Origin of the sequence: Reyranella sp., assembly GCF_050185545.1 — a bacterium.
Taxonomy (GTDB): Bacteria; Pseudomonadota; Alphaproteobacteria; order Reyranellales; family Reyranellaceae; genus Reyranella.
This window is the reverse complement of the sequence record NZ_JBFWZI010000061.1, coordinates 1-22,708: the sequence shown is the minus strand read 5'-3', so window position 1 is coordinate 22,708 and position 22,708 is coordinate 1. Positions and strand designations below refer to the sequence as shown.

The window sequence follows — 22,708 nt, the reverse complement described above, 5'->3', positions numbered from 1 at the left end:
TCGGCCGGCAACCGGCCTTGCTCGCCGAACAATGGCCCAGCGCGCGGCCCGGATCAATCCGGCCCGCCGCCGATCACGAACTGGCGATCACGAACGGGTTTGCGACGCGGGAGAATCCTTCCTCGCCGACCAGGACATCGAGACCCAGCGACCCCAGATCGTCAGCCAGGGGTTCCACGACGCGCGCGCTCTCGAGGTAGAACACCTTGGAATAGCCGTGGCAGGCCTCGCAGCATTCGGCGCGGAGGAACGAGGTGCCGGCCAGCTGACGGTACGAGATCTTGTCGGTGCTTCCGCAATTGACGCAGCGCACCCGGACATGGCGCCACGCCGTGGCGCACAGCGAACAGTGAAGATGGCGATGGCCGAACTTGGTGCCGCCGGGCGCTATCACACCGGCTACCGGCGGCGACCCGCAGACGGGGCAGTCGCGCGATTCGGCCGGCGCTAGCTCACCGGTGTCCATGAGCGCCGCCATCCGGGTCCAGGCGACCTGCAAGGCCGCCACCACGAACGGCATCTTGGCGGAGTCCATATGGGCGATGTCGCCGCCCAGGAAGCGGTCGGCCAGGACCTCGCGCTTGCCATGGCCGGCCGCGGCAAGCGCCTCGCACGCCGCCTGCCCCGCCGCCGGCAGCAGTGACCGATCGAGCCGCCCGAGGATGCTGGTCAGCGCCGCCTGCCAGCTCGCATCGCGCTTCCAAACGGCCGGATCGAGTGGCGCCCGGCCGGTCCGCCTCGCCTCGGCAATCTCGGCGCCACCCGGCAACCGGCCGGCCGGCAGGTCGGCCAGCGCGGCGTGCTGGGCGGAGACCAGCGATGCGACCAGCCGCAGGAAGCCTTCGACCTCGTGACCCGGCGCCAGCGCTGTCAGCCGCGCCGCGCGCCGGGCGAAGACCGTGGCGAGATCGGGCAGGAGGACCCGTTCACTCTCGACGACATCGCCCAGGGTGCTTTCGCCTAACCCCGGGCCGGGAGGGACCGATGCCTGGCTCAGGGTTTGCCGACTTCCTGGCGGAACCACTTGCGATGGTGCTTCCAGCTCCAGCCGCGCGTGACCGAGCCGCGGGTCATGGCACGCAGGGTGCCCTTGACCCAGATGGCGGCATAGACGTGCACGATCCAGATCAGGATCGCGCCAATCGCGCACAACGCATGGACGACCGCCGCCCAACGCTTCTGGTCGATCGTGGTGTATGTCTCGAAGTAGACGTCCCATAGAATGAGACCGCTGCCGAACAGCAGGAGGATCAGGATCGACTGGCCCCAGAACACGAGCTTCTGGCCGGCATTGTACTTGCCCAGCTCGGGCATCCCCTCCTCGTCGTCGTTGATCACCTTGCCGAGGTTCTTCATCCACACCGTGTCGTCGCGCGTCCACAGGTTCAGCGAGAAGAAGCGAAAGAACAGCCCCAGGAAGCTGAAGGCCAGAACGACGCCGATCCACGGATGGACGATGCGCGTCAACTGCCCGCCGCCGAACAGGTTGGTGAGGAAGAACAGTGACGGGTGGAAAAGAGCCATGCCGCTCAGCGCCAACAGGATCAGCGATGCCGCGGTGATCCAGTGATTGATGCGCGCGGCCGTCGTGTAGCGCGCAACGGCGTTCCTGTCCTGACTCATTTGTTCTTGCCCTCGGCCAGCTCATCGCCCTTGCGCTGATCGTTCTCCGACACCTCGTTTGGTCCCTTGGTGACGTAATGCAGGAAGCCGAACACGCCGGCGAAGGCGATGGCGGCGAGCGAGATCGGCTTGACGATACCCTTCCAGAACCCGACCAGCGGACTGATCTTCGGATCATCCGGCAGGCCGGCATAGAGCGACGGCTTGTCGGCATGATGCAGCACGTACATCACGTGGGTGCCGCCGACGCCCGGCGGATCGTAGAGGCCGGCATTCTTGAAGCCACGCGACTTGAGATCGGCCACACGATGCTCGGCATGGCCGATCATGTCGTCCTTCGATCCGAAATAGATCGCCTGGGTCGGGCACGCCTTGGCGCAGGCCGGCGCCTGTCCGACCGACACGCGGTCGGAGCACAGCGAGCACTTGTAGGCCTTTCGATCGACCTGGGAGATGCGCGGGATGTTGAACGGACAGCCCTTCACGCAATAGCCGCAGCCGATGCAATTCTCCGACACGAAGTCGACGATGCCATTGGTGTACTGCACGATGGCGCCCGGCGCCGGGCAGGCCTGCAGGCAGCCCGGATCGTCACAGTGCATGCAGCCGTCCTTGCGGATCAGCCATTCGAGATCGTCGCCGCGCTCGTACTCGGTGAAGCGCATCACCGTCCACGAGGCTGGCGTCAGGTCGGTCGGGTTGTTGTAAGTGCCGTCGGTATAGCCGACCGGCTGCTTGAGGTCGTTCCACTCCAGGCAGGCCGCCTGGCAGGCCTTGCAGCCGATGCACTTGCTGACGTCGATCAGCTTGGCGACCTCGACCGAGGCGTGGCGGATCTGCGGCGGCTCATCGGTGGAGGCGGAGCGGCGGCGGATGTCGAGCGATTGCAACGTTGCCATTGTCCTGCCCTCCCCCGCCTATGCCACCGCCGGCTGAGCCGGTGGCGTGGTTTTCTTAACCTCGACCAGGAAGGCCTTGTACTCCGGCGTGTTCACGCTGGCGTCGCCGACCGACGGGGTGAGCACGTTCATCGGATGCGCCTTGCGGGCCAGGCCGACGAAGCCGTAGTGGATCGGCACGCCGACCACGTCGCACGGCTTGCCGTCGACCATGATCGGCCGGATGCGCTTGGTGACGCACGCCTTGGCCTTGATGGCGCCGCGCTGGCTGGACACTTCCACCCAGTCGCCGTTCTGGATGCCCTTGGCCTTGGCCAGCCGCTCGCCCATCTCGACGAACAGCTCGGGCTGCAGCACGGCGTTGTCGTGCACGTTCTTGGTCCAGTAGTGGAAGTGCTCGGCCAGCCGATAGCTGGTCGCCACGATCGGGAACTTGTCGGGCGTGCCGAACGACTTGGCGTCGGCCGCGAACACCCTGACCACCGGATTGGTGCTGACCTTGGGGTGCAGCGGGTTGGCGATGTAGGCGTCCATCGGCTCGTAATGCTCGGGGAACGGGCCGTCGGGCATGGCGCCGCGAGCGAACAGCCGCGCCGTGCCCTCCTGGTTCATGATGAACGGGCCGACCGCCTTGTCGGGCGCAATGGTCGGCGCGTAGTCGGGCACGTCGCCGCCGGTCCACCGGCTGCCGTTCCACCAGACGTATTTCTTGCGCTCGCTCCACGGCTTGCCGTCGGGAGCGGCCGAGGCGCGGTTGTAGAGCACGCGCCGATTGGCCGGCCACGAGAAGCCCCAGTTGGGGTAGATGCCAAGCCCGGTCGGATCGGCCGAGTCGCGGCGCTTCGCCATGTTGCCGGCCTCGGTATAGACGCCGGTGTAGATCCAGATCCCGCCCGACGTCTTGCCATCGGCCCGCATCAATCCGAAGGTCGGCAGGAGCTGGCCGGCGCGCAGCAGGACCCTCGACGGATCGGCCGGATCGGGAATGTCCTCCAGCGCGTAGCCGTTCATCTCCTTCAGCACTTCCTGAGGATCGGGATTGTGCGGCCGCGTGTAGGCCCACGTGAGCTTCACGATCGGATCCGGGAAGGCGCCGCCGTCCTTGGCGTAGAGCGCGCGCAATCGCAGATGCAGCTCCGAGACGATCTCGATGTCGCTCCGCGACTCGCCCGGCCCGTCAGCGGCCTTCCAGTGCCACATGATGACGCGGCTGGAGTTGGTGCAGCTTCCCTCTTCCTCGGCATAGGACGAGGCCGGAAGCTGAATGACCTCGGTCTGGATCGACTTGGTGTCGACGTTGTTGAACTCGCCGTGGTTCTCCCAGAAGCGCGCCGTCTCGGTCTCGAGCGGATCGATCACGACCATCCACTTGAGCTTGGCGAGGCCGGCCACGACCTTGGTCTTGTCCGGCGCCGCCATCATGATGTTGAGGCCCTGGCAGAACAGGCCGTTCATCTGGCCCGCCGCCATCATGTCGACCATCTTCAGGACGTCGTAGCTGGTGTCGAACTTGGGCAGGTAGTCGTAGGCCCAGTCGTTGTCCTTGGTAGCCGCCGCGCCGAAGAAGCTCTTCTGCTGGCTGACGAAGAACTTCTCGTAGTTCTGCCAGAAACTGGTCTGGCCCGGCCGCAGTGGCTTGAAGCCACGCGACTTCATGTAGTCGGCGTAGGTCGTCTCGCGGTCGGCCGGCAGCACGAGATAGCCCGGCGTCGAGGTCGACAGCAGCGCCAGATCGGTGATGCCCTGCACGTTGGAATGGCCGCGCAGCGCGTTCACGCCGCCGCCCGGCATGCCCATGTTGCCCAGCAGGAGCTGGATCATGGCCATCGAGCGGATGTTCTGGGCGCCGGTGGTGTGCTGCGTCCAGCCCAGCGCGTACATCGACGTCATGGTGCGGTCGGGCGTCGACGTCGTGGCGATCATCTCGCAGATCTGCAGGAACTTCGCCTTGGGCGTGCCGGTGATGCGCTCGACCATCTCGGGCGTGTAGCGCTCGACGTGCGCTTTCAGGAGGTTGATGGCGCAGCGCGGGTTCTGCAGCGTCTCGTCGACCTTGGCCATGCCCTGCTCGTCGAGCTCGTAGTCCCACGTCGAGCGGTCGGCATAGGCCTTGCGATCGGCATTGAAGCCGGTGAACAGGCCGTCGTTGAAGGCGAAGCCTTCCTTCACGATGTACGAGGCGTTGGTGTACGCCTTGACGTACTCCTGGTGGATCTTGTTGTTACCCAGCAGGTAGCGCATCACGCCCGACAGGAAGGCGATGTCGGTTCCCGGCCGGATCGGCGCGTAGACGTCGGCCACCGCGGCCGAGCGCGTGAAGCGCGGATCGACCACGATCAGCTTGGCGCCGTTGTTGGCCTTGGCTTCGGTCACCCATTTGAAGCCGCAGGGGTGTGCTTCGGCGGCGTTGCCGCCCATGATCAGAACGAGATCAGTGTTCTTGATGTCGTTCCACGAGTTCGTCATCGCGCCACGGCCGAAGGTGGGGCCAAGACTGGCCACCGTTGGGCCGTGTCATATTCGGGCCTGGTCTTCGAAGGCGAGTATCCCCGTCGAGCGCACGAACTTGTAGGTGAGGTATCCCGCCTCGTTGCTGAGCGAGGAGCCGCCGAAGAAGCCGGTGCTGAGCCAGCGGTTGACCGTGACGCCATCGCGGTTCTTGGCGATGAAGTTCTTGTCGCGGTCCTCCTTCATCAGCCGTGCGACGCGGTCGAGCGCGAAGTCCCAGCTCACGCGCTCGAACTTGTCGGAACCCGGCTTGCGGTGCATCGGGTATTTCAACCGATTGGCGCTCTGCACGTAGCCCAGCGACGCCGCCCCGCGGGCACACAGCGTGCCCCGATTGACCGGATGGTCCGGATCGCCCTCGATGTGGATGATCGAGGACTTGGCGTTCTTCGACTTGTCGCCCAGCGAATAGATCAACACGCCGCAGGCCACCGCGCAGTACGGGCAGGCGTTGCGCGTCTCGGTGGCGCGTTCGAGCTTGAACGGCCTGACGCCCGCAGCGAGCGCATCGCCCGCACCTGTGAATCCCAGGGCGCCGACAGACGATGCAGCGAGCCCGGCAGCGCTCACCTTCATGAATTGCCGACGAGTGACGGCCATCTTGTGCTCCATCCCTACGACGCTTATGGGCGGCTCGTGCCAGCCCCTTCATTGATTGTGCGTCTTGCAGAGTGAAACGCTACGGCGTCACAGAATCAACAAGAAATCCTGCGCGAAAGGAAGAAATCCCACTCTTGTGATGTGGGTTATTGCTTTCGCTGCAGGCCCCAGGTCTCGGCCAGCTTCTCGCCGATGCGCGCTGCCACCAGACGGTTGCCAGGGCTCTCGTTCTTGTCGTCCCGCCAATAGTGGATGTGGTCGGCGTAGATCGTCCCCTTCTCGTTGGCGAAGACCTCGCCCAGATCGTAGATTGGCAGACCTTGCTGGCGCAGGGTCAGGATGCCGGCGACGATCCGGCGGTAGAGATCGCCGTAGGACAAGTCGCCGACGACGCGCTTTTCTTCCTCGGTCAGCACCTTGCCCCAGGCGGGTATGGGCTGAAGAAAGTACGCGGTCTTGACCTTGTTGTCGGCGGCCACGACCTGCTCCGCGCGCATGTACTTCTGATAGAGGCCGAGCTGGACATCGAACAGGCGGTTGGGGTCCTCCCGGACCTCCTGCGGCAGGGCAAACATGCCGCGGATCGAGGTCTTCTTGTTCGACTTGAACGTGTCCTGCCCCTTGGCCGTCGCCTCGATGCCGCGGATAATTAGGTAGGCGGCGTGCGAATGACCGAGGATGGGATTGAGCGCCAGCGTGCCGGCGATGCGGCCCATCACCCAGCCGATCGCCGCGTCGCCGAAATTTTCATCGGCAACGAAGGGATTGACGTCGAGGAAATTCGACGCCGGCGCCTCGAGGCGCTCGGCCGCGAACGGCCGGAAGTCGTAATGCTCGTTGAAGCCGCCGAGCGACACCATGGCGTCGACCGAGCCCGCGTAGAGCGAGAACAGGATGAAGGGCTGCGGCTCCTTCCACGCCCCGTCACCGCCGTTCAGCACCCGCCACGGCTTGCCGTTGGGGCTGACGTACTTCTTGTTCAGCTCCTCCTCGAGATAGCGCGGCGCCGGCGGCGCCTGGTTCTGCGCCAGCTGGGAGGCGACCGAGCCGCCGATCAGGATGACGGTGTAGCGCTCGGGGTCCTTCAGGACCGGGTAGTCGGACCCGAACAGCCCGATGTTGTTGACCCACGGCAGGCCGCATGGCGGATTGGCATGATGAACGAAGGCGACGTACGGATGCGGATAGAGGGTGTCGACATAGCGACACGCCGTGCCCTTGGTCGCATCGCGCACATAGGTGTTCTGAGTGCGCTGGAACAGCTCGGCGGCGGGCGTGTAGCGCCCCTCCTCGACGTAGAGGAGCGCAATCGCCGCGACCTCGACCATCGCCAGCGCCAGCACGACGCCGACCAGGACCGTGATCCAGCCGAAAATGCGCTGCTTCATTGCCGCCCGACCAGCGGCGCACCTGCAACGCGCTGAACCCTGAACAATTCCGCCATTCGCCGTCCCTGATACGCCCGACCCCGCCTGCGAGGTCGGGCGGACTATAGCGGCGAAGCGGTCTCCGACAAGGCGGCGAAACGGCTATTTCGCGGCCGCCGCGGCCGCACCGGCCATGGCGAGGTCATCCGGACCGCGGGCATCCTGCCCGCTCATGACCACGATCAAGAGCATGAGCGGGCGAGACGCCCGCGGTCCGCATGATCGGCGTGGCCGCCGCGGCTGCACCGGCCAAGGCGACATCATTCACCTTCCCCGAGGAACGGACGTGGAACGGGGAGTCAACATCCTGACAGGACGGCTCATGGCTGGGAGCGCGCCACTCCGATGGCGCTTTGCTTGTCGATCACACATCCCGTGAGCGCCATCGGAGTGGCGCGCTCCCAGCCATGAGCCGTCCTGTCACTCCTGCGAACCTCAATGCTTCAGGTTCATCTCGGTCAACGGCACGACGCGGATGCCGGCGGCTTCCAGCCCCTCGCGTACCGCCCTGGAGACGGTGACCGCGGTCGGACCGTCGCCGTGCACGCAGATCGAATCGACCTGGCAGGGAATCCGCTTGCCCGACGTCGAGTAGATCGCCTGCTCGTCCACCATGCGCCGGACATGGGCGACCGCTTGCGCGGCGTCCTTGATCATCGAGTTGGGCTCCTTGCGCGGCGTCAGGAAGCCTGCGTCGGTATAGGTGCGGTCGGCGAACACCTCCTCGGCGACGCGCAGGCCCGCCTTGCGCGCCGACTTGCCCTGCTCGGTGTTGGCCTGGGCGAGGAAGATCAGGTCGCGATCGAACGCCTTGGTGGCCCGGCAGATCGCGTCGGACATCTCGGCGCTCTCGGCCGACATGTTGCCCATCATGCCGTGCGGCTTGATGTGCGTGACCTTGGCGCCGAACAGCGACGCGATCCCCTGCAGCGCGCCCAGCTGGTAGGCGATGTTGGCCTCCAGCTCCTTGGGCGACAGATTGATCACGCGGCGGCCGAACCCCTGCAGATCGGCGAAGCCGGGATGGGCGCCGATGCTGACGCCGTTCTTCTGGCAAAGCGCCACCGTATCCACCATCACGGTCGGATCGCTGGCATGGAAACCGCACGCGACATTGGCCGAGCGCACGATCTTCAGCACTTCGGCGTCGTTGCCCATCACCCACGGGCCGAAGCTTTCGCCCAGGTCCGAGTTGATGTTGACCATGCCGGCGTTCGATGCGGCCATTGGAGACTCCCTTGAATGAAGCCGTTATCCTAGCAGATGTGAGCGTCCGGTACCTGTCCTGCGGCGATACTGCCTTTACCGTCGAATTCGGCAACGAAATCTCCCCCGAGATCAACGGTCGTGTGATGGCGCTGCATGCCGCAATCGGCCACGCCGTGCGCGCGGGTTCGCTCGGCGGGGTGATCGAGACCGTGCCGACCATGCGCTCCCTCATGGTCAGCTACGACCCGCTGAAGACATCGCGCGCCGAGCTCGAACCGCAGGTCCACGCGCTGGTCGAGGGCGGCCTGGCGAGCGGGATGGTGGAACGACAGGTAACCCTGCCGTGCTGCTACGACGATCCCGAGTTCGCACCCGATCTCGCCGACGTCGCCCAGCGCACCGGCAAGACACCCGAGCAGGTGATCGCGGGCCATCTCGCCTCTCCGTTCAAGGTCTATGTGCTGGGGTTCATGCCGGGGCTCGCCTACATCGCCGGCCTCACGCCGTCGCTCTATCTGCCTCGGCGCGCCGATCCGCGCGTGCGCGTGCCGCGCTCCTCGGTCGCGATCGCGATGGACATGACGACGATCTATCCCTTCGAGAGCCCGGGCGGCTGGCATCTGATCGGCCGCACGCCGCTCTGGATGTTCGACAAACGGCGCGAGCAGCCGGTCTTCCTGGCGCCCGGCGATTCGCTGTCGTTCCAGCGCATCGACCGCGCCACCTTCGATGACATTTCCCGCCAGGTCGAGGCGGGCACGTTCGACTGGTCGAGCCTGATTCGCACGCCGGATGACGGCGCATGAGCGCGGCGCTGAAGGTAGTCCGGCCGGGCCTGTTCGACACGCTGCAGGACCTCGGTCGAGTAGGTTTCATGGCGCTCGGCATGCCGACGGCGGGGGCGATGGATCGCATCGCGCTGCGCCTCGCCAACGCCCTGTGCGGCAACGTCGCCAACACCGCCGGCCTCGAGATCGGCGTCATGGGACCAGATCTGCTGGTCGAGGCAGACAGCGTCCGCATCGCGCTCGTCGGACCGCTCTCCGCGTCGCTGATCGAGGCCGAGGGGGCATCGCCCAAGCCGATCGAGAGCAATCGCTCGCATCTCCTGAAGCGCGGCCAGATCCTCAAGGTCGGCATGGTGGAAGGCTCGAGCACGGCCTATCTCGCGGTTGCCGGCGGCTTCGCCCTGCCCGCCTTCATGAACAGCCTGTCGACCTATGCCCGCGCCGGTGTCGGCGGCCTCGACGGACGCAAGCTCGCCGAAGGCGACCTTTTGCCTCTCGCGTGGCCGCAGGCGCCGCCGGGCGAGGACAGGAAGCTCGACCAGCCCTTCGACTACGGCGCAGGCCCGATCCGCATCGTCTGGGGCCCGCAGGACGACTATTTCAGCGAGGCGGGACGGCGGACCTTCGTCGAGTCGGACTACCGCGTCTCCAAGGAAGCCGATCGCATGGGCATCCGCTTCGAAGGACCGATTATCGAGCATGAAAAGGGCGCCGACATCATCTCCGACGGGATCGGCCCCGGCGCCATCCAGGTGCCAGGCGCCGGGCTGCCGATCGTGCTGCTGGCCGACCGCCAGACCGTCGGCGGTTATCCCAAGATCGCGACCGTGGCCTCGGTCGACCTGCCGCGTCTCGGCCGGCTGTTGCCCGGCCAGGTCGTGCGCTTCCAGCCCGTGTCGGTCGAGGAGGCCGAGGCGCTGCGGCGCGACCAGGAAGCGCAGATCGAGCGCGCGATCGGGCGTTTCCAGGCGGCCCGCCCGCCGGGTGGAATCGATCTCGGCCGGCTCTACGAGGAGAACCTGATCGACGGCGTCGTGTTCCACGCGCCGTCGGCATAGTCACCCACGACGATCTGTCTTCCGGACCGCGAGCGTCTCGTCCGCTCGTGTTCATGAGCGGGCGAGACGCCCTTCATCCGAATGAGAATGAGCAGGCGGGGATGCCCTCCATCTGAATGGGAATGAGCGGGCCGGACGCCCGCGGTCCGCAAGAGGCTGACTGCATTTCGTCCTTCGACCCCGCGCGCCGGACTGAACCGCTTTCGCGGTAGCCGCTGCCGGCCCGCGTTGCTACGACACCTAATCGGGATCACAGCGGGATCGGGAAGGTTGCGAATGAGCTGGCAGCCGGAAATGGACGAGCTGCGGCGGCGGCAGGAGCTGACGCGGCGCATGGGCGGGGCGGACAAGGTCAAGCGGCAGCACGACGGCGGCCGGCTGACGGTGCGCGAGCGCATCGACCGGCTGGTCGATCCGGGCTCGTTCCGCGAGATCGGCAGCATTGCCGGCAAAGCCGAGTATGACGGCCGCAACGACCTGGTCGACCTGATGCCGGCAAATGCCGTCATGGGGCGCGCCCGCATCGACGGCCGGCCAGTGGCGGTCACGGGTGACGACTTCACCGTGCGCGGCGGCTCGGCCGACGCCACGATCAAGGAAAAGGACATTTTCATCGAGCGCTTCGCCAACCAGTATCGCGTGCCCTTGATCCGCATGATCGAAGGCTCGGGCGGCGGCGGCTCGGTCAAGACCATCGAGACGACCGGCCGCGCCAACGTGCCGGGCGTGCGCGGCTGGGAATGGGTGGTGCAGAACATGGCCGCCGTGCCGACGGTCGGGCTTGGCCTGGGCTCGGTCGCGGGTCTCGGCGCCGCGCGGCTCGCCGCGACACACTACTCGGTGATGGTGAAGGAAATCTCGGCGATGTTCGTCGCCGGCCCGCCGGTGGTGAACCGGCTGAGCTCCAGGCAATTCGACAAGCAGGAGCTCGGCGGCTGGGAGATTCACCTTCGCGCCGGTGCCATCGACGAGGCGGTGGATACCGAGGACGAGGCGTTCGCCCACGCCCGCCGCTTCCTCTCCTACCTGCCCTCCTCGATCGACGCCGCCGCAGAGCGCGGGCCGCAGACCGACGACCCCGACCGGCGCGAAGAATCGCTGTTCCAGGCCATCCCGCGCGACACTCGCAAGGTCTACCGCATCCGCCCGATCATCGAGAAGATCGTGGACCAGGGCAGCTTCTTCGAGATGGGGAAGCTCTACGGCCGCTCCGTCGTCACCGGCTTCGCCCGGGTCGACGGGTGGCCGATGGCGGTCATGGCGAGCGACCCGATGTTTTATGGCGGCGCCTGGACGTCGGACGCCAGCCAGAAGGTGGCGCGCTTCGTCGACCTCGCCGAGACGTTCCATCTGCCGGTCGTCTATTTCTGCGATTGCCCCGGTTTCCTGATCGGGATCGAGGCGGAAAAGAGTGGCGTCATCCGCCAAGGCGTGCGCGCCATGTCGGCGATTTTCCAGACCACGGTGCCATGGTGCAGCTTCATCATCCGCAACGCCTTCGGCGTCGCCGGCGCCGCCCATCAGAACGGCGCGCGGCTCAACTGGCGCTACGCCTGGCCGTCCGGCCGGTGGGGCTCGCTGCCCCTCGAGGGTGGCATCGAAGCGGCTTACCGGGCCGAGATCGAAGCCGCGCCGGATCCCAAGGCCAAGATGGCGGAGATCGAGGAGCGGCTGAACAAGCTGCGCTCGCCGTTCCGCAGCGCCGAGACGTTCTGGATCGAGGAAATCATCGATCCGCGCGATACCCGCAAGATCCTCTGCGAGTTCGTCGAGATGGCTGCCCCGGTGCGAGGCAGCGGTCCGCGGCTGCACGGCATGCGGCCGTAGTCAGCCACCGCGGAGCGCGGCTGAGCTGGTCTGGCGGATGCCTCGCGAGCATGGGCACATTCAGGTCCCTCGTCCCGGCAGGCGCCCTCCGCTCACGAGGTAGACACCGGCCGAGATTGCAATGATGGCCATCCAGTCCACCGTCCCCGGCCGCTGGCCGAGGACGGGGATGGCCATGAGGGCCGTCATCGCTGGGCACAGCGCGGCGAAGGCAGCCCCGCTCGAAGCCCCAAGGATGCTTACCGCGCGCCCGTAGAGGAGATAGGAGATCACCGCCGTCAGGAGTCCCTGGACGACCGCCTGAAGCGCAATGTCGGTCCATGCGGACTGCGCGAGGCTCGTCGCGCCGACAACCGTCCAGTAGATCGGCATGTAGAGCAGGAAGTCTCCCACCGCCGCGAGCGCCGCGGCGTGCAGGCCGTCGAGCCCCGCCCGCCGCATCGCGACCGTATAGAAGGCAAAGGCCACGGCCGACCCGAGGAAGAAGGCGTGGCCAAGGTTCTGCGGTGTGCCAAGGGTTCCACCCGATAGCCAGGCGATCGCGCAAACCCGGCAGGATCAATGCGAAGCCGAGCTTTTTCGCGACCGTGATTGTCTCCCCGAGCACCGTCGATGCAAGGATCGCCACCATCAGCGGCATCACGCCAGGATAGAGCGCGCCGGCATGCGCCGCCGGTGCGAACAGCAAACCGACGTTCGACAGCACGACGGGCGCACCGCCGCCAAGGACGATGGCCGCCAGTCCCGACCAGCCGAGCCTGCCCAGCGCGAGGCCTTTGCCCAGCACGCAGGGCAGCAGGACAACGCCTGCCACCGTGAAGCGAAGCGCCGCGATGTCCCACGGCGAGAGATTGGTGTGCAGACCGAAGCCGACCGCGACGATGCCGCCCGACCAGATGCTCACGGCGGCAAGACCACAAAGCGCGCCACGCGCATAATCGGCGGCGGTGGATGGCATCGAGATCCCCATGTTTGTCCCTGGCTGCATTGAGGATCGCGCCATTTTTCTTCATGCCGCCAATGCATATGCATGATGTGGCAGGCATGAAACTGGCGGCAGTCGACTTGAATCTCCTGGTGGCCTTCGACGCGATGCTGAGCGAAAGCAGCGTGAGCCGGGCGGCCCAGCGGATCGGGTTGAGCCAACCTGCGATGAGCAAGCGGCTCGGCCGTCTGCGAGCGCTGTTTCGCGACGATCTCTTCGTGCGCAGCGGCGACGGCGTCGAGGCGACCGAGCGCGCGCTGGATCTCGCGGACGCCATTCGCTCGGCGCTTCGCCAGATCGAGGATGCGCTTGGCGGCTATGGCAGATTCGATGCGCCGCGTTCGAGTCGCACGTTTCGCCTTGGGGGCGATGGACCACGTGGCCGCCGTGCTGCTGCCACCGGTGATGGCGGTGGTCAGGGCGCAGGCGCCGCGGGCAGCCTTGATAATCCGGGCAATGGACAGGCGGGAGCTCGCGAGCGCTCTCGACCGCGGCGACATCGACATCGCTTTGGCGGTACTTCCCGACGCGCCGTCAACGATCAAGCGGACGCCGCTGTTCGAGGAACGCTACGTGTCCCTCGTCTCCATCCGGCATCGAGAAATCAGGAACCGGCTGACGCTCGCTCTCTTCCTGAAGTATCCGCATCTCCTCGTCACCCATGTCGGCGATCTGAAGGGAACTGTCGACCGGCTGCTCGACGAACGGGGACTGAAGCGGCAGGTGGCCATGAGCCTGCCCTATCATCTCGCGGTGCCGGCCATGATCGCCGACACCGACATGATTGCCACCCTGTCCGAGCGCGTCGCCCGCCATTGGCAATGGCCCGGCGTGCGAACGTTCCCCGTCCCCATCGCGTTTCCGCGCTTCCGCGAGACGATGCTCTGGCACCGTCGCAACGATAGTGATCCGGGCCATGCCTGGCTGCGCAACCTGATCCTCGCCGCCAGCAGGATGCTCGACGAGTCATCACGATCCGGCGCATGACCTAGGGAAGCCCGCGCCCCCATTGGTAACCTGCCAATCGCGGCAACGTCCCGCACGAGGGATCGAATGGCGGGTTGGAGAGATAGTCCTTGTCGGCAATGACGTAGGCGCGACCGGGTGTACGGCTGACCACGGCGCTCAGCGCCGGCAGCGACCAGTCCTGGGCGAACAGCTTGTCGGGCCATTCGGCGAGCGGCAGCATGCGCGTCGGGATGATTCCATCCCCGCGATCGACGAGAGCGGCGAGGCGATCGAGATAGCCCGTCCACAGCCGGGTCAGCGCCACATCTGGGATCGTCGCGGCGGCGAACAGGACAAAGGTCGAGGCGACCAGCCGGCGCGCGACGCCGGTCTCGCTCAGCACGGTCAGGACGCGCGGCGGCGCGTTGCGCCAGGCAACATGCACCCACAGGCAGACGAGCAGCCCGGCCAGCACCAGTCCGGCCGCCTGCCGCGCCAGATAGTGCGACGGCGGATAGAGGATCGAGTAGTCCGACAGCAGCCGATACCACGGCGTCAGCAAGAGCGCCGCGCTGGTGATCGCGATGATCGCGATCGGCAGGCGGCCGCGCAGCATCTCCGGTCGCACGAGGCCGATCACGGCACAGATCAGGAGCCCGGCAAGCGGGACCGAGAACTGCAGATTCTGCCAGAACTCGAGGCTCATGCTGCGTACTTTCGCGAAGTGCGGATGGCTCCAGTAGTCGACGATCGTGACTGCGGAAACGATCGCTGCGCCGACGAAAGCCAGCGCCGCCACTGCGAGCAGCAGGCGCTTGGCAGGGTCACGCTGCCCACGCATCGACCACAGGATGCAGGCCGCCAGCAGGGGGCCGAGATAGACCAGCGCCTCGTAGGAACGCAGGCAAAGCAATCCCAGGAAGCACAACAACACCGCATCGTTGCGCCGCCGTGCGGTGAGGGCGATTACCATGGCAGCGGTCACCGCCGCAAAGGCAGCATTGTACTCGCCGACAATGAAGAACGACGTCGGCAGATACACCGTGGCCAGAATCACGATGACGATGGCCAGCATCACGGGATCGTGGCGCGCCCGAGCCAGGGCAAGGTGGTAGAGGCCGACCGGCAGAGCGAACAGTCCGAAGGAATAGACGATCGACAGGAGATGCAGGTCGCGCACGCCAAGCCACGCGGCGGCGATCACCGGCGCCTGGGTCACCCAATCGACGTGCGCCCGCGCCGTGTAGAAATCGTGGAAGCCCCCCAGATCGAGGATGTTGACCAGGAACGAGGCGCCGTCCCAGAACAGGCCGCGACAACTGACTGCGCTGTAGACGGCGACCACCCAGAGCAGCAGGACGACGCCTCGATAGACAGCCGCCGTCACGTCAGTCGCGCCAGATGAAGGGGCCGAGAGGATACGGTTCATCCGGCGGGAACGGCTGCCAGGCGTTGAAATCCCTGGGCGGCGCGATGATGCCGTCGCCTCGCCTGGCGCGGAGCGCGAGGCTCTGGCTGGGCAGGATCCAGGCCTCCACCAGCAGATCGTACGGATGCCTGGCCAACGGCGAGGTCTCGAACGCGATCACCCCGTCCTTGCCGCGAACGGTCGCTCGCATGACGTCGAGATAGGAGATCCAGTTCTGCGTCAGGTAGATGTCCGATGGCAGGACCGCCGCGAGCATCACGACGGCGAATCCCAGGAACCGGCGGGCCGCCTGTGGATCGCCCAGGACGAGGAAGGCCGGCACCTTCTTCCGCAGTCGTGAGCCGTGGAGCCAGATGAAGACGACAATGGCGGCGACGACCAGGCCCGCCGCCGTGCGCGCCACGTACTGCGACTTGGCGAGCGGCCGCACCAGCGTATCGCTCAAGGCCAGCAGCGGAGACAGGGCAAGGATGAAGAGCCCGAGGATCGCCCAGCGGTAGGGTCGCGGCGTCAGCAGGTCGCGCGGCCGGACCAGGGCCCAGACGACCACCACCATCGCGGCAAGCAGAGCCAGATCGAACTGCAGGTTCTGCCAGAAGTTCGCCGCCGTCTGCAGGGTCTCGGCGAGATGCTCCTCCGAGTAGGGCCGACGCAACGAGCCGATGGCGACGACCATCCCGGCCAGGAACCCGACCGCCGACAAAAGGTGCAGGCCGGTCGCCAGCCACGGGCGCGACGGCGCGCGCCACACCGCCCACACGATCATCGCCGCCAGCAGCGGGCCGAGATAGAGCATCGCCTCGTAGGTTCGCACCGCCAGCAGGCCGATCACCGCGAGGAACAGGCCGTCGATCACGGTGAGCCGCTGGGCGGTCACCAGCCGGACCGCCGCGAGGACGGCGATGGCATAGGCCGTGTTGTACTCGCCGACGATGAAGAAGGACGTGGTCATGAACACGACGGCGATGGCGCCGATCACGGCGGCGAGCAGCACGGCGTCGTCCTTCACACGGATCAGGGCGAGGTGATAGAGCACCGTCGGGAGGGCGAACAGGCCGAGCGAGAGCAGCCTGGCGAGCAGGTGAAGATCGGTGACGCCGAGGAACAGCCCGGTAATGATCGGAACCTGGGTGACGACCATGGCGTAGAGCCGCGGGCCATAGAAGTCGAAGAACCACTCACGCCGTGCGATCTGGACCAGGAAGGCCGACCCGTCGACGAAAAGTCCCCGGCATTCCCAAGTATGCCAGAGCGCCAGCCCCCAAATCAGGCAAACCGTGGTGCGGTAGACAATCTTTGTGCTTGGCATGCGCGGGCTGGGGCTGTCGCGCTGTACAGGAGGCTCGCTGCCGACGCAAGAAGGCAAGTCGGCGCGGCCGGATCCGGCGCGGCTTGCCGGGGCGCAGGGGCACTGTTAGCAAGGCCGCCCGCAAGCGAGGACGACCGAATGGTGAGCTGGCGATGTTGAGCTGGGAGAAGATCGACGCCATTCCGGGCTGGTTCATGTTCCAGTCCTACTGCGTTTGGCGAGCGCTGCTCGACCAGCAGGCGAAGCTCACTGGCGACCTGTTCGAGATCGGCGTGTGGCGCGGCCGCTCGGCGTCGGTGTTGGCGTCGTACCGCAAGGGCGCCGAGAAGCTCTATCTCTGCGATCTGCGGCTCGACGAGCCTGCGGTTCATCGCGCCATCCGCTCCGTGGGCGTCGAGCCGGCGAACATTGTGCCGCTGTCGGGCCCGTCGGCCGACCTTCCGGCCAAGCTCGACCTTCAGGCGATGCACCAGACCGTGCGGTGGTTTCACATCGACGGCGAGCACACCGGCACCGCGGTCTATCGCGAGCTGGAATTCGCCAACCGCATCGTGAGCACCGGCGGCATCGTCGTGATCGACGATTTCTTCTCGCCACGCTATCCCGCCAACACGACCGAGGCGCTGCGCTACCTGGAGAAGAACCCGTTCCATTTCCGCCTGCTCGCCGTCGGCTTCAACAAGGGTTACCTGTGCCGCCCGGAGGCGCTGCCGCGCTACATGGATTTCATGGCGGCCGGGATGAGCCGCAGCCTCGCGGGCTACGGCGCGCGCACGACGATCTTCAAGACCACCGGCCCGTGGGACACCGATGCCGTCGGCATCACCGACTATGTCGACGACGCCGGCCCGATCGCCGGCCCCGACAACGAGCCGCAGCGCTGGCAGATGATCCGCAGCCGGCACGTGTGGGGCCCGCTGCGCCACCTTCAGAACGGCTGGCGCATGCTGCGCGGAAGATAATCTCCCCTCCCCCGTAGTCGACCGTAGTCGGGGCCCGTAGTCGGGGGAGGTGCCCCGTCATACGGGGCGGAGGGGGAGAGCCCCAGTGGAGACGCCTACAGATTCCGACGTCGAATTCGGAAGCATCTCGGATGCGGCTTTCCCCCTCCGGGCCATCGGGCCACCTCCCCCGATGACGGAGGAGGAAGAAGTCAAGCCGCCCGCGCGATCTTCATCTGCTCGTCGAGGTCGTCGGCGATGAAATTGCGCACGACCTCGTCGAGGTCCCTGTCGATCTCGAAGCCGAGCGCCCGGGCGCGTCGCGAATCGATGCCCTGGGGCCAGCCGTCGCAGATCTTCTGGATCGACGGATCATGTTGCCAGGTGACCTTGCCGACACGGCGATTGCCGGCATGGCGGCCGACCGCCTGCTCGAGCTCCCTGGCCGTCACTTTGATGCCGTTCAGCAGCAACGTCCGACCGGGACCGAAGGCGTCGGCGGGCAGGTCGTGCAAGCGCAGGAACGCGTCGACCGTCTTGCGCGGGCTCAGCACCACCATCACGGTCTCGGGCGTCACCGGGCAGACGACATCGACGCCGGTCAGCGGCTCGCGCACTACCGAGCTCGCCCAGGTCGAGGCCGCCTTGTTGGGCAGGCCGGTGCGCACGCAGATCGTGGGCAACCGAACTGCAGTACCGCGCAAAAATCCCTTGCGGGTGTAGTCGCGGACGAGGAACTCGCCGATCGATTTTTGCGCACCGTAGGAAGTCTGCGGCGTGAGCGGCGTATCGTCGGTGACGGCGGGCGGCAGATCGCCGCCGAAGGCGGCCAGCGAGCTGGTGAAGACGACGCGTGGATTGGTGCCCAGCGCGCGACAGGCCTCCAGCACATTGCGGGTGCCGTCGAGATTCACCTTGTAGCCGAGATCGAAGTCGGCCTCGGCACCGGCGCTGACCACGGCGGCGAAATGGAACACCGTGTCGGCGCCCTGCACGATGCTCTGCACCGTGGCGAAATTGGCGATGTCGCCGGCCCGCACCTTGACCCGCGGGTCGTCGAGCCCGGGTCCCCTCGCCTCGCCGACGTCGAACAGCAGCAGCTCACTCACCGGGCGCGACTGGCCGTTGGCATCGGCCAGCGCGCCCTGTTGCAGGATCCGGCGCGCCAGCTTCTTGCCCAGGAATCCCGCCCCGCCGGTGATCACCACCCTCATGTCGTCTCCATTCCAATTCGTGACCTGCGTCGGCGGAAAGTGTGCACAGATCGGCAGCGCCAGTCTATGTTTGGCGGGTGAAGATCATCAGCTGGAATTTGTTGCGTATCACCGGAGCGGCAGTCGAGGACGTCGCGGCGCTGATCGGACGCGAGAAGCCGGACGTCATGCTGATGCAGGAAGCGACCCAGCATATCGAGGCCCTGCCCCACATGGTGGGCGGCCATTTCCATCGCCTGTCGTGGCTCGGCCGCATCCACGGCCTCGCGGTGTGGAGCCCACATCGCTTCGCCGCCCCGCGCGCTCTCTCGCTCCCCGCCTCGCGCCTGCCCGGACGACTTCCGCGCCGGCGCGCCCAGCTGGTGCAGATCGGCGATGTCCAGTTCGCCAACGTGCACCTGTCGCACGGCCAGCTCCTGAACCGGCGCCAGCTCGCGCGCTGCGCCGCAGCCCTGCGGGGCACGCCCTCGGCCATCATCGGTGATTTCAACATGGTGGGCCCGGTCGAGCTGCCCGACTTCAGGGATGTCGGGCCGCGCGAGCCCACCCATTTCGCCAGCAACGTCGTGCCCTTCCGCCTCGATCGCTGCCTGGTGCACAATCTCGACTGCCGGTCGTCGTCGGCGCTGGCCTTCGGTCCGTCGGATCATCGCCCGATCCGCCTGGAGCTGGCGATCGCCGACCACTGGAACGTCGACCCGACCGGCCTGCGCGCCCGGCCGGAGCACCGGCCAATGCGGCGTGATCGCTTCCGCCGGCTTTACAGATAGGGTTGCAACAGGCGGGCGGCGCCGTTGCGCAGGCGCAGCGGCAGCGGCTCGTTGTCGAGATCGGCGAGCTGCAGGCGCTGGCTCGCCGCCGTCGCGGCGACGATCTGCTGGGCGAAGGCCGGATCGTGCAGCTCGACATTGAGCTCGAAATTGAGCCGGAAGCTCCTCGTATCCCAGTTGGCGCTGCCGATCAGCGACCATTGATCGTCGATCACCATCAGCTTGGAATGATCGAACGGCGCGGGCCGGAGCCAGACGTTGCAGCCGGACACGATCAGCGGCCGCAGCGGCACGCGGCGCGCCCAGTCGAGGATGGTGTGGTTGGAATGCTCGGGGAGCACGATGTCGACCTTGACGCCGCGCAGGGCCGCGAGGCCCAGCGCCATCGTCAGCGGATCGGGCGGCAGGAAGTACGGCGTCACCACGCGGATCGACTTGTGGGCGCAGGAGATTGCGTGCAGGGCGACGAACTCGATCTGCTCCATGTCCTCGTCGGGCCCCGAGGTGACGACGCGCGCCTTGACCGGCCCCACCTTGTCGAGAGGCGGGAACCAGCGGTCGGTCAGAAGCCGCTCGCCGGTCGTGTAGAGCCAGTCGTCGGCGAAGGCGTCGGTGAGCTGCTCGACGACCGGTCCTTCGAGCTGGAAGTGCGTGTCGAGCACGATCGCGGGCGGATTGTCGGCACGGATGTTTTCCGCCCCGATGTTGAGCCCGCCGGTGAAGGCGAGCCGGCCGTCGACGACCAGCACCTTGCGGTGGTTGCGCAGGTTCACGAACGGCATCTGCCATGGCAGGTACGAATGGAGGAAGCGCGCGATCGGCACGCCTGCCTTTGCCAGCACCTGGAAGGTGCCCGACCAGAAATAGCCGCCGCCGACGCCGTCGATCAGGACGCGCACGTCGACGCCGCGCTGCCGGGCGGCGATCAGCGCCTTGTGGAAGGCCTCTCCCGCCTTGTCGTCGCGGAAGATGTAGCTCACCAGGCCGACGCTGTGCCGGGCGCCCTCGATGGCGGCCAGCATGCGCGGATAGGCCTGATCGCCGCTATGCAGCATCTCGATCCGGTTGCCGTCCTCGCACGGCAGGCCGGTCAGGCGGCCGATGGCGAACTCGAGCGGCGAGTACGGGTCTGTGGCGGCCGAGGCGGCGATCTCCAGGGTGGCTGCGGTGTCGGTGGTGATCAGGCGCTCGCGGCGCAGGCGCTGGGCACGCCGCTTGACGCGGTTGATGCCCATGATCGCGTAGAGCAGGCCACCCAGGAACGGCGACAGCCAGGCGATGCCGATCCACGCCACCGCCGAGCCGACATCGCGCTTGTAGAGCAGCACGTGGAGGGTGATGGCGGAGGCGATGACGATATGCGCCAGCGCCGCCAGTTCCCCGAGGAAGACAGCGAAATTGGATACCTGTCCGGTCACCCGCCCTCCTTAGTGAGAAGCGAGGGTTGCAACCAGCCTATTCTTCCGGACCGCGAGCGTCCTGCTCGCTCAGAATCATGAGCGAGCAGGACGCTCGCGGTCCGGAAGAAATTCCGAACGTCGCGAGGGTCCTTTCAGCAGTGCACCGGCGGCCGCCGTCAGGCCACGGCCTTGATGGTCTTGGCCGCGATGTCGATGATCTCGTCGATCTGCGCCTTCTCGATGACCAGCGGCGGCGACATGGCGATGGCGTCGCCTGCCTGGCGCACCATCAGGCCGAGCTCGAAGGCCTTGACGAAGGCCTCGTAGCCGCGCGTACCGACAGCGCCCTTGGGAGCAAGATCGATGCCGGCGGCCAGGCCGAGATTGCGGATGTCGACGACGTTGGGCAGGCCCTTGAGCGAGTGCACGCCGTCCTCCCAGTAGGGCGACAGCTCGGCCGAGCGCTCAAACAGCGCCTCGTCGCGATAGATGTCGAGCACCGCGGAGGCGGCGGCGCAGGCCAGCGGATGGGCCGAGTAGGTGTAGCCGTGGAACAGGTCGATGGCGTTCTCCGGCCCGGTCATCAGGCCGTCGAACACGTGCTTGCGCACGAACACGCCGCCCATCGGCACGGTGGCGTTGCTGATGCCCTTGGCGACGGTCATCAGGTCGGGCAGGACGCCGAACTTCTCGGCGGCGAAACCGGTGCCCAGCCGGCCGAAGCCCGTGATGACCTCGTCGAAGATCAGCAGGATGCCGTGCTTGTCGCAGATCTCGCGCAGGCGCTTCAGGTAGCCCTTGGGCGGCGGCAGGTAGCCGGTCGAGCCGGCGCAGGGCTCGACGATGACGGCGGCGATGTTCGAGGCGTCGTGCAGGCCGACGATCCGCTCGAGCTCGTCGGCGAGGGCGATGCCGCCATGCTCCGGCTCGCCCTTGGAGAAGGCGTTCTCGGGCAGATGGGTGTGGGGCAGGTGATCGACGCCGGGCAGCATGGCGCCGAACCATTTGCGGTTGTTGACCATGCCGCCGACCGAGATGCCGCCGAAGCCGACGCCGTGATAGCCGCGCTCGCGGCCGACGAAGCGGGTTCGCGTGCCCTGGCCGCGGGCGCGCTGGTAGGCGAGCGCGATCTTGAGCGCGGAGTCGACCGCTTCGGAGCCGGAGTTGCAGTAGAAGGCGTGGTTGAGGTCGCCGGGCAACAGGGCGGCATGGCGGGCGGCGAGTTCGAACGCCTTGGGATGGCCCATCTGGAACGACGGGGCGTAGTCCATCTCCTCGAGCTGCGCGGCAATCGCCGCCTTGATCTCCTCGCGGCCGTGGCCGGCGTTGACGCACCACAGGCCGGCCGTGCCGTCGATTATGCGCCGGCCCTCCGGTGTCCAATAGTGCACGCCCTTGGCCTTGGCCAGCAGCCGCGGCTTCTTCTTGAACTGCCGGTTCGCCGTGAACGGCATCAGGAAGGCGTCGAGATTGTTGGCGGACGGAGCGGCGGAAGTCGACATGGCGGACCTTGTGCTTGGGCGGAGGCTCACCCTAGCAGCACCCGGCGTCCGCGGCCACGCGACCACTTCATCCTGCATTGAGGAATATTCGGGGGACATAGGGTCATGGTCTTCCGGACCGCGGGCGTCTCGCCCGCTCATGATTCACGAGCATGAGCGGGCCAGGCGCCCGCCGTCCAAGACACCAGGCCCCACTGTCGGCGGAAGACGCCGACACCAGTACCATTTCCAGACCGGAGTAGGTGAGCGGCGTGGGGGTTGCCCCACCGGC

18 protein-coding genes and 2 pseudogenes are annotated in these 22,708 nt (G+C 66.7%); 7 read left to right on the top strand and 13 right to left on the bottom strand.

Features of this window, described 5'->3' with window-relative positions; genetic code table 11:
- Positions 1–73: 73 nt before the first annotated feature.
- From fdhE to AB7O82_RS17835, 6 genes are all read right to left on the bottom strand, one after another.
- Positions 74–1,024 (bottom strand): formate dehydrogenase accessory protein FdhE, encoded by a 951-nt coding sequence (gene fdhE, locus AB7O82_RS17860; RefSeq protein ID WP_428552956.1) that lies wholly within the window; start codon positions 1,022–1,024, stop codon positions 74–76.
- Entirely contained in the window at positions 994–1,623 is a 630-nt protein-coding gene (locus AB7O82_RS17855; protein ID WP_428552959.1) for a formate dehydrogenase subunit gamma, read from the bottom strand. Before AB7O82_RS17855 ends, fdhE begins: the two co-directional genes overlap by 31 nt.
- A complete protein-coding gene (gene fdxH / locus AB7O82_RS17850; RefSeq protein ID WP_428552961.1) occupies positions 1,620–2,522 on the bottom strand; it encodes a formate dehydrogenase subunit beta in 903 nt (300 codons plus the stop codon). The genes AB7O82_RS17855 and fdxH overlap by 4 nt, the downstream gene beginning before the upstream one ends.
- A gap of 18 nt (positions 2,523–2,540) precedes the next feature.
- A complete protein-coding gene (gene fdnG / locus AB7O82_RS17845; protein ID WP_428619886.1) occupies positions 2,541–5,630 on the bottom strand; it encodes a formate dehydrogenase-N subunit alpha in 3,090 nt (1,029 codons plus the stop codon).
- 146 nt (positions 5,631–5,776) lie between these two features.
- A complete protein-coding gene (locus AB7O82_RS17840) occupies positions 5,777–7,018 on the bottom strand; it encodes a hypothetical protein (protein ID WP_428619884.1) in 1,242 nt (413 codons plus the stop codon).
- Between the two features lie 474 nt (positions 7,019–7,492).
- Positions 7,493–8,284 (bottom strand): LamB/YcsF family protein, encoded by a 792-nt coding sequence (locus tag AB7O82_RS17835; RefSeq protein WP_428556300.1) that lies wholly within the window; start codon positions 8,282–8,284, stop codon positions 7,493–7,495.
- A gap of 11 nt (positions 8,285–8,295) precedes the next feature.
- Between AB7O82_RS17835 and pxpB the strand changes: the two genes are divergently transcribed.
- From pxpB to AB7O82_RS17820, 3 genes are all read left to right on the top strand, one after another.
- On the top strand, positions 8,296–9,072 hold the full coding sequence (gene pxpB / locus AB7O82_RS17830; RefSeq protein ID WP_428556297.1) for a 5-oxoprolinase subunit PxpB: 777 nt from the start codon (positions 8,296–8,298) through the stop codon (positions 9,070–9,072).
- Positions 9,069–10,112: a biotin-dependent carboxyltransferase family protein gene (locus AB7O82_RS17825; RefSeq protein ID WP_428619883.1), complete on the top strand. Its 1,044-nt coding sequence runs from the start codon at positions 9,069–9,071 to the stop codon at positions 10,110–10,112. Before pxpB ends, AB7O82_RS17825 begins: the two co-directional genes overlap by 4 nt.
- 276 nt (positions 10,113–10,388) lie before the next feature.
- Positions 10,389–11,939: an acyl-CoA carboxylase subunit beta gene (locus AB7O82_RS17820; protein ID WP_428555909.1), complete on the top strand. Its 1,551-nt coding sequence runs from the start codon at positions 10,389–10,391 to the stop codon at positions 11,937–11,939.
- A 60-nt stretch (positions 11,940–11,999) separates the two neighbouring features.
- Here AB7O82_RS17820 and AB7O82_RS17815 read toward each other — a convergent pair whose 3' ends face one another.
- Positions 12,000–12,479, bottom strand: a complete 480-nt coding sequence (locus tag AB7O82_RS17815; RefSeq protein ID WP_428555914.1) for an EamA family transporter — start codon at positions 12,477–12,479, stop codon at positions 12,000–12,002.
- Positions 12,480–12,495: 16 nt separating this feature from the next.
- Positions 12,496–12,897: pseudogene (locus AB7O82_RS17810) on the bottom strand (EamA family transporter); the annotation flags it as partial.
- Between AB7O82_RS17810 and AB7O82_RS17805 the strand changes: the two are divergent.
- Positions 12,891–13,169 (top strand): annotated as a pseudogene (locus AB7O82_RS17805) (LysR family transcriptional regulator); the annotation flags it as partial. The pseudogenes AB7O82_RS17810 and AB7O82_RS17805 sit on opposite strands and share 7 nt — an antisense overlap.
- Before the next feature lie 58 nt (positions 13,170–13,227).
- Positions 13,228–13,911, top strand: a complete 684-nt coding sequence (locus AB7O82_RS17800; RefSeq protein ID WP_428619881.1) for a LysR substrate-binding domain-containing protein — start codon at positions 13,228–13,230, stop codon at positions 13,909–13,911.
- A 1-nt stretch (position 13,912) separates the two neighbouring features.
- On the opposite strand, the gene AB7O82_RS17795 is transcribed toward AB7O82_RS17800, so the two are convergent.
- Both AB7O82_RS17795 and AB7O82_RS17790 read right to left on the bottom strand, forming a co-directional pair.
- Positions 13,913–15,259, bottom strand: a complete 1,347-nt coding sequence (locus AB7O82_RS17795) for a hypothetical protein (RefSeq protein WP_428553114.1) — start codon at positions 15,257–15,259, stop codon at positions 13,913–13,915.
- Position 15,260: 1 nt separating this feature from the next.
- The gene (locus tag AB7O82_RS17790) at positions 15,261–16,610 is read right to left on the bottom strand and encodes a hypothetical protein (protein ID WP_428553117.1); all 1,350 of its coding nucleotides are present in this window, start codon (positions 16,608–16,610) and stop codon (positions 15,261–15,263) included.
- Positions 16,611–16,762: 152 nt separating this feature from the next.
- On the opposite strand from AB7O82_RS17790, the gene AB7O82_RS17785 reads away from it, so the two are divergent.
- On the top strand, positions 16,763–17,572 hold the full coding sequence (locus AB7O82_RS17785) for a class I SAM-dependent methyltransferase (RefSeq protein WP_428553120.1): 810 nt from the start codon (positions 16,763–16,765) through the stop codon (positions 17,570–17,572).
- A 191-nt stretch (positions 17,573–17,763) separates the two neighbouring features.
- Here AB7O82_RS17785 and denD read toward each other — a convergent pair whose 3' ends face one another.
- Positions 17,764–18,765, bottom strand: a complete 1,002-nt coding sequence (gene denD / locus AB7O82_RS17780) for a D-erythronate dehydrogenase (RefSeq protein ID WP_428619880.1) — start codon at positions 18,763–18,765, stop codon at positions 17,764–17,766.
- 77 nt (positions 18,766–18,842) lie between these two features.
- Between denD and AB7O82_RS17775 the strand changes: the two genes are divergently transcribed.
- Positions 18,843–19,535, top strand: a complete 693-nt coding sequence (locus AB7O82_RS17775) for an endonuclease/exonuclease/phosphatase family protein (RefSeq protein ID WP_428553125.1) — start codon at positions 18,843–18,845, stop codon at positions 19,533–19,535.
- Here the strand turns inward: AB7O82_RS17775 and AB7O82_RS17770 are convergent.
- Both AB7O82_RS17770 and AB7O82_RS17765 read right to left on the bottom strand, forming a co-directional pair.
- A complete protein-coding gene (locus tag AB7O82_RS17770; protein ID WP_428553127.1) occupies positions 19,526–20,953 on the bottom strand; it encodes a phospholipase D-like domain-containing protein in 1,428 nt (475 codons plus the stop codon). The genes AB7O82_RS17775 and AB7O82_RS17770 overlap by 10 nt on opposite strands.
- A gap of 158 nt (positions 20,954–21,111) precedes the next feature.
- Positions 21,112–22,437 carry an aspartate aminotransferase family protein gene (locus tag AB7O82_RS17765; RefSeq protein WP_428619878.1) on the bottom strand — a complete coding sequence of 442 codons (1,326 nt, stop codon included), beginning with the start codon at positions 22,435–22,437 and terminating at the stop codon, positions 21,112–21,114.
- Positions 22,438–22,708: the final 271 nt, after the last annotated feature.

Coding starts and splice junctions, on each gene's coding strand:
- AB7O82_RS17855 (WP_428552959.1), bottom strand. CDS start 1,623: ATGAGTCAGGACAGGAACGCCGTTGCGCGCTACACGACGGCCGCGCGC.
- fdxH (WP_428552961.1), bottom strand. CDS start 2,522: ATGGCAACGTTGCAATCGCTCGACATCCGCCGCCGCTCCGCCTCCACC.
- AB7O82_RS17840 (WP_428619884.1), bottom strand. CDS start 7,018: ATGAAGCAGCGCATTTTCGGCTGGATCACGGTCCTGGTCGGCGTCGTG.
- AB7O82_RS17835 (WP_428556300.1), bottom strand. CDS start 8,284: ATGGCCGCATCGAACGCCGGCATGGTCAACATCAACTCGGACCTGGGC.
- AB7O82_RS17825 (WP_428619883.1), top strand. CDS start 9,069: ATGAGCGCGGCGCTGAAGGTAGTCCGGCCGGGCCTGTTCGACACGCTG.
- AB7O82_RS17820 (WP_428555909.1), top strand. CDS start 10,389: ATGAGCTGGCAGCCGGAAATGGACGAGCTGCGGCGGCGGCAGGAGCTG.
- AB7O82_RS17800 (WP_428619881.1), top strand. CDS start 13,228: ATGCGCTTGGCGGCTATGGCAGATTCGATGCGCCGCGTTCGAGTCGCA.
- AB7O82_RS17790 (WP_428553117.1), bottom strand. CDS start 16,610: ATGCCAAGCACAAAGATTGTCTACCGCACCACGGTTTGCCTGATTTGG.
- AB7O82_RS17785 (WP_428553120.1), top strand. CDS start 16,763: ATGTTGAGCTGGGAGAAGATCGACGCCATTCCGGGCTGGTTCATGTTC.
- denD (WP_428619880.1), bottom strand. CDS start 18,765: ATGAGGGTGGTGATCACCGGCGGGGCGGGATTCCTGGGCAAGAAGCTG.
- AB7O82_RS17765 (WP_428619878.1), bottom strand. CDS start 22,437: ATGTCGACTTCCGCCGCTCCGTCCGCCAACAATCTCGACGCCTTCCTG.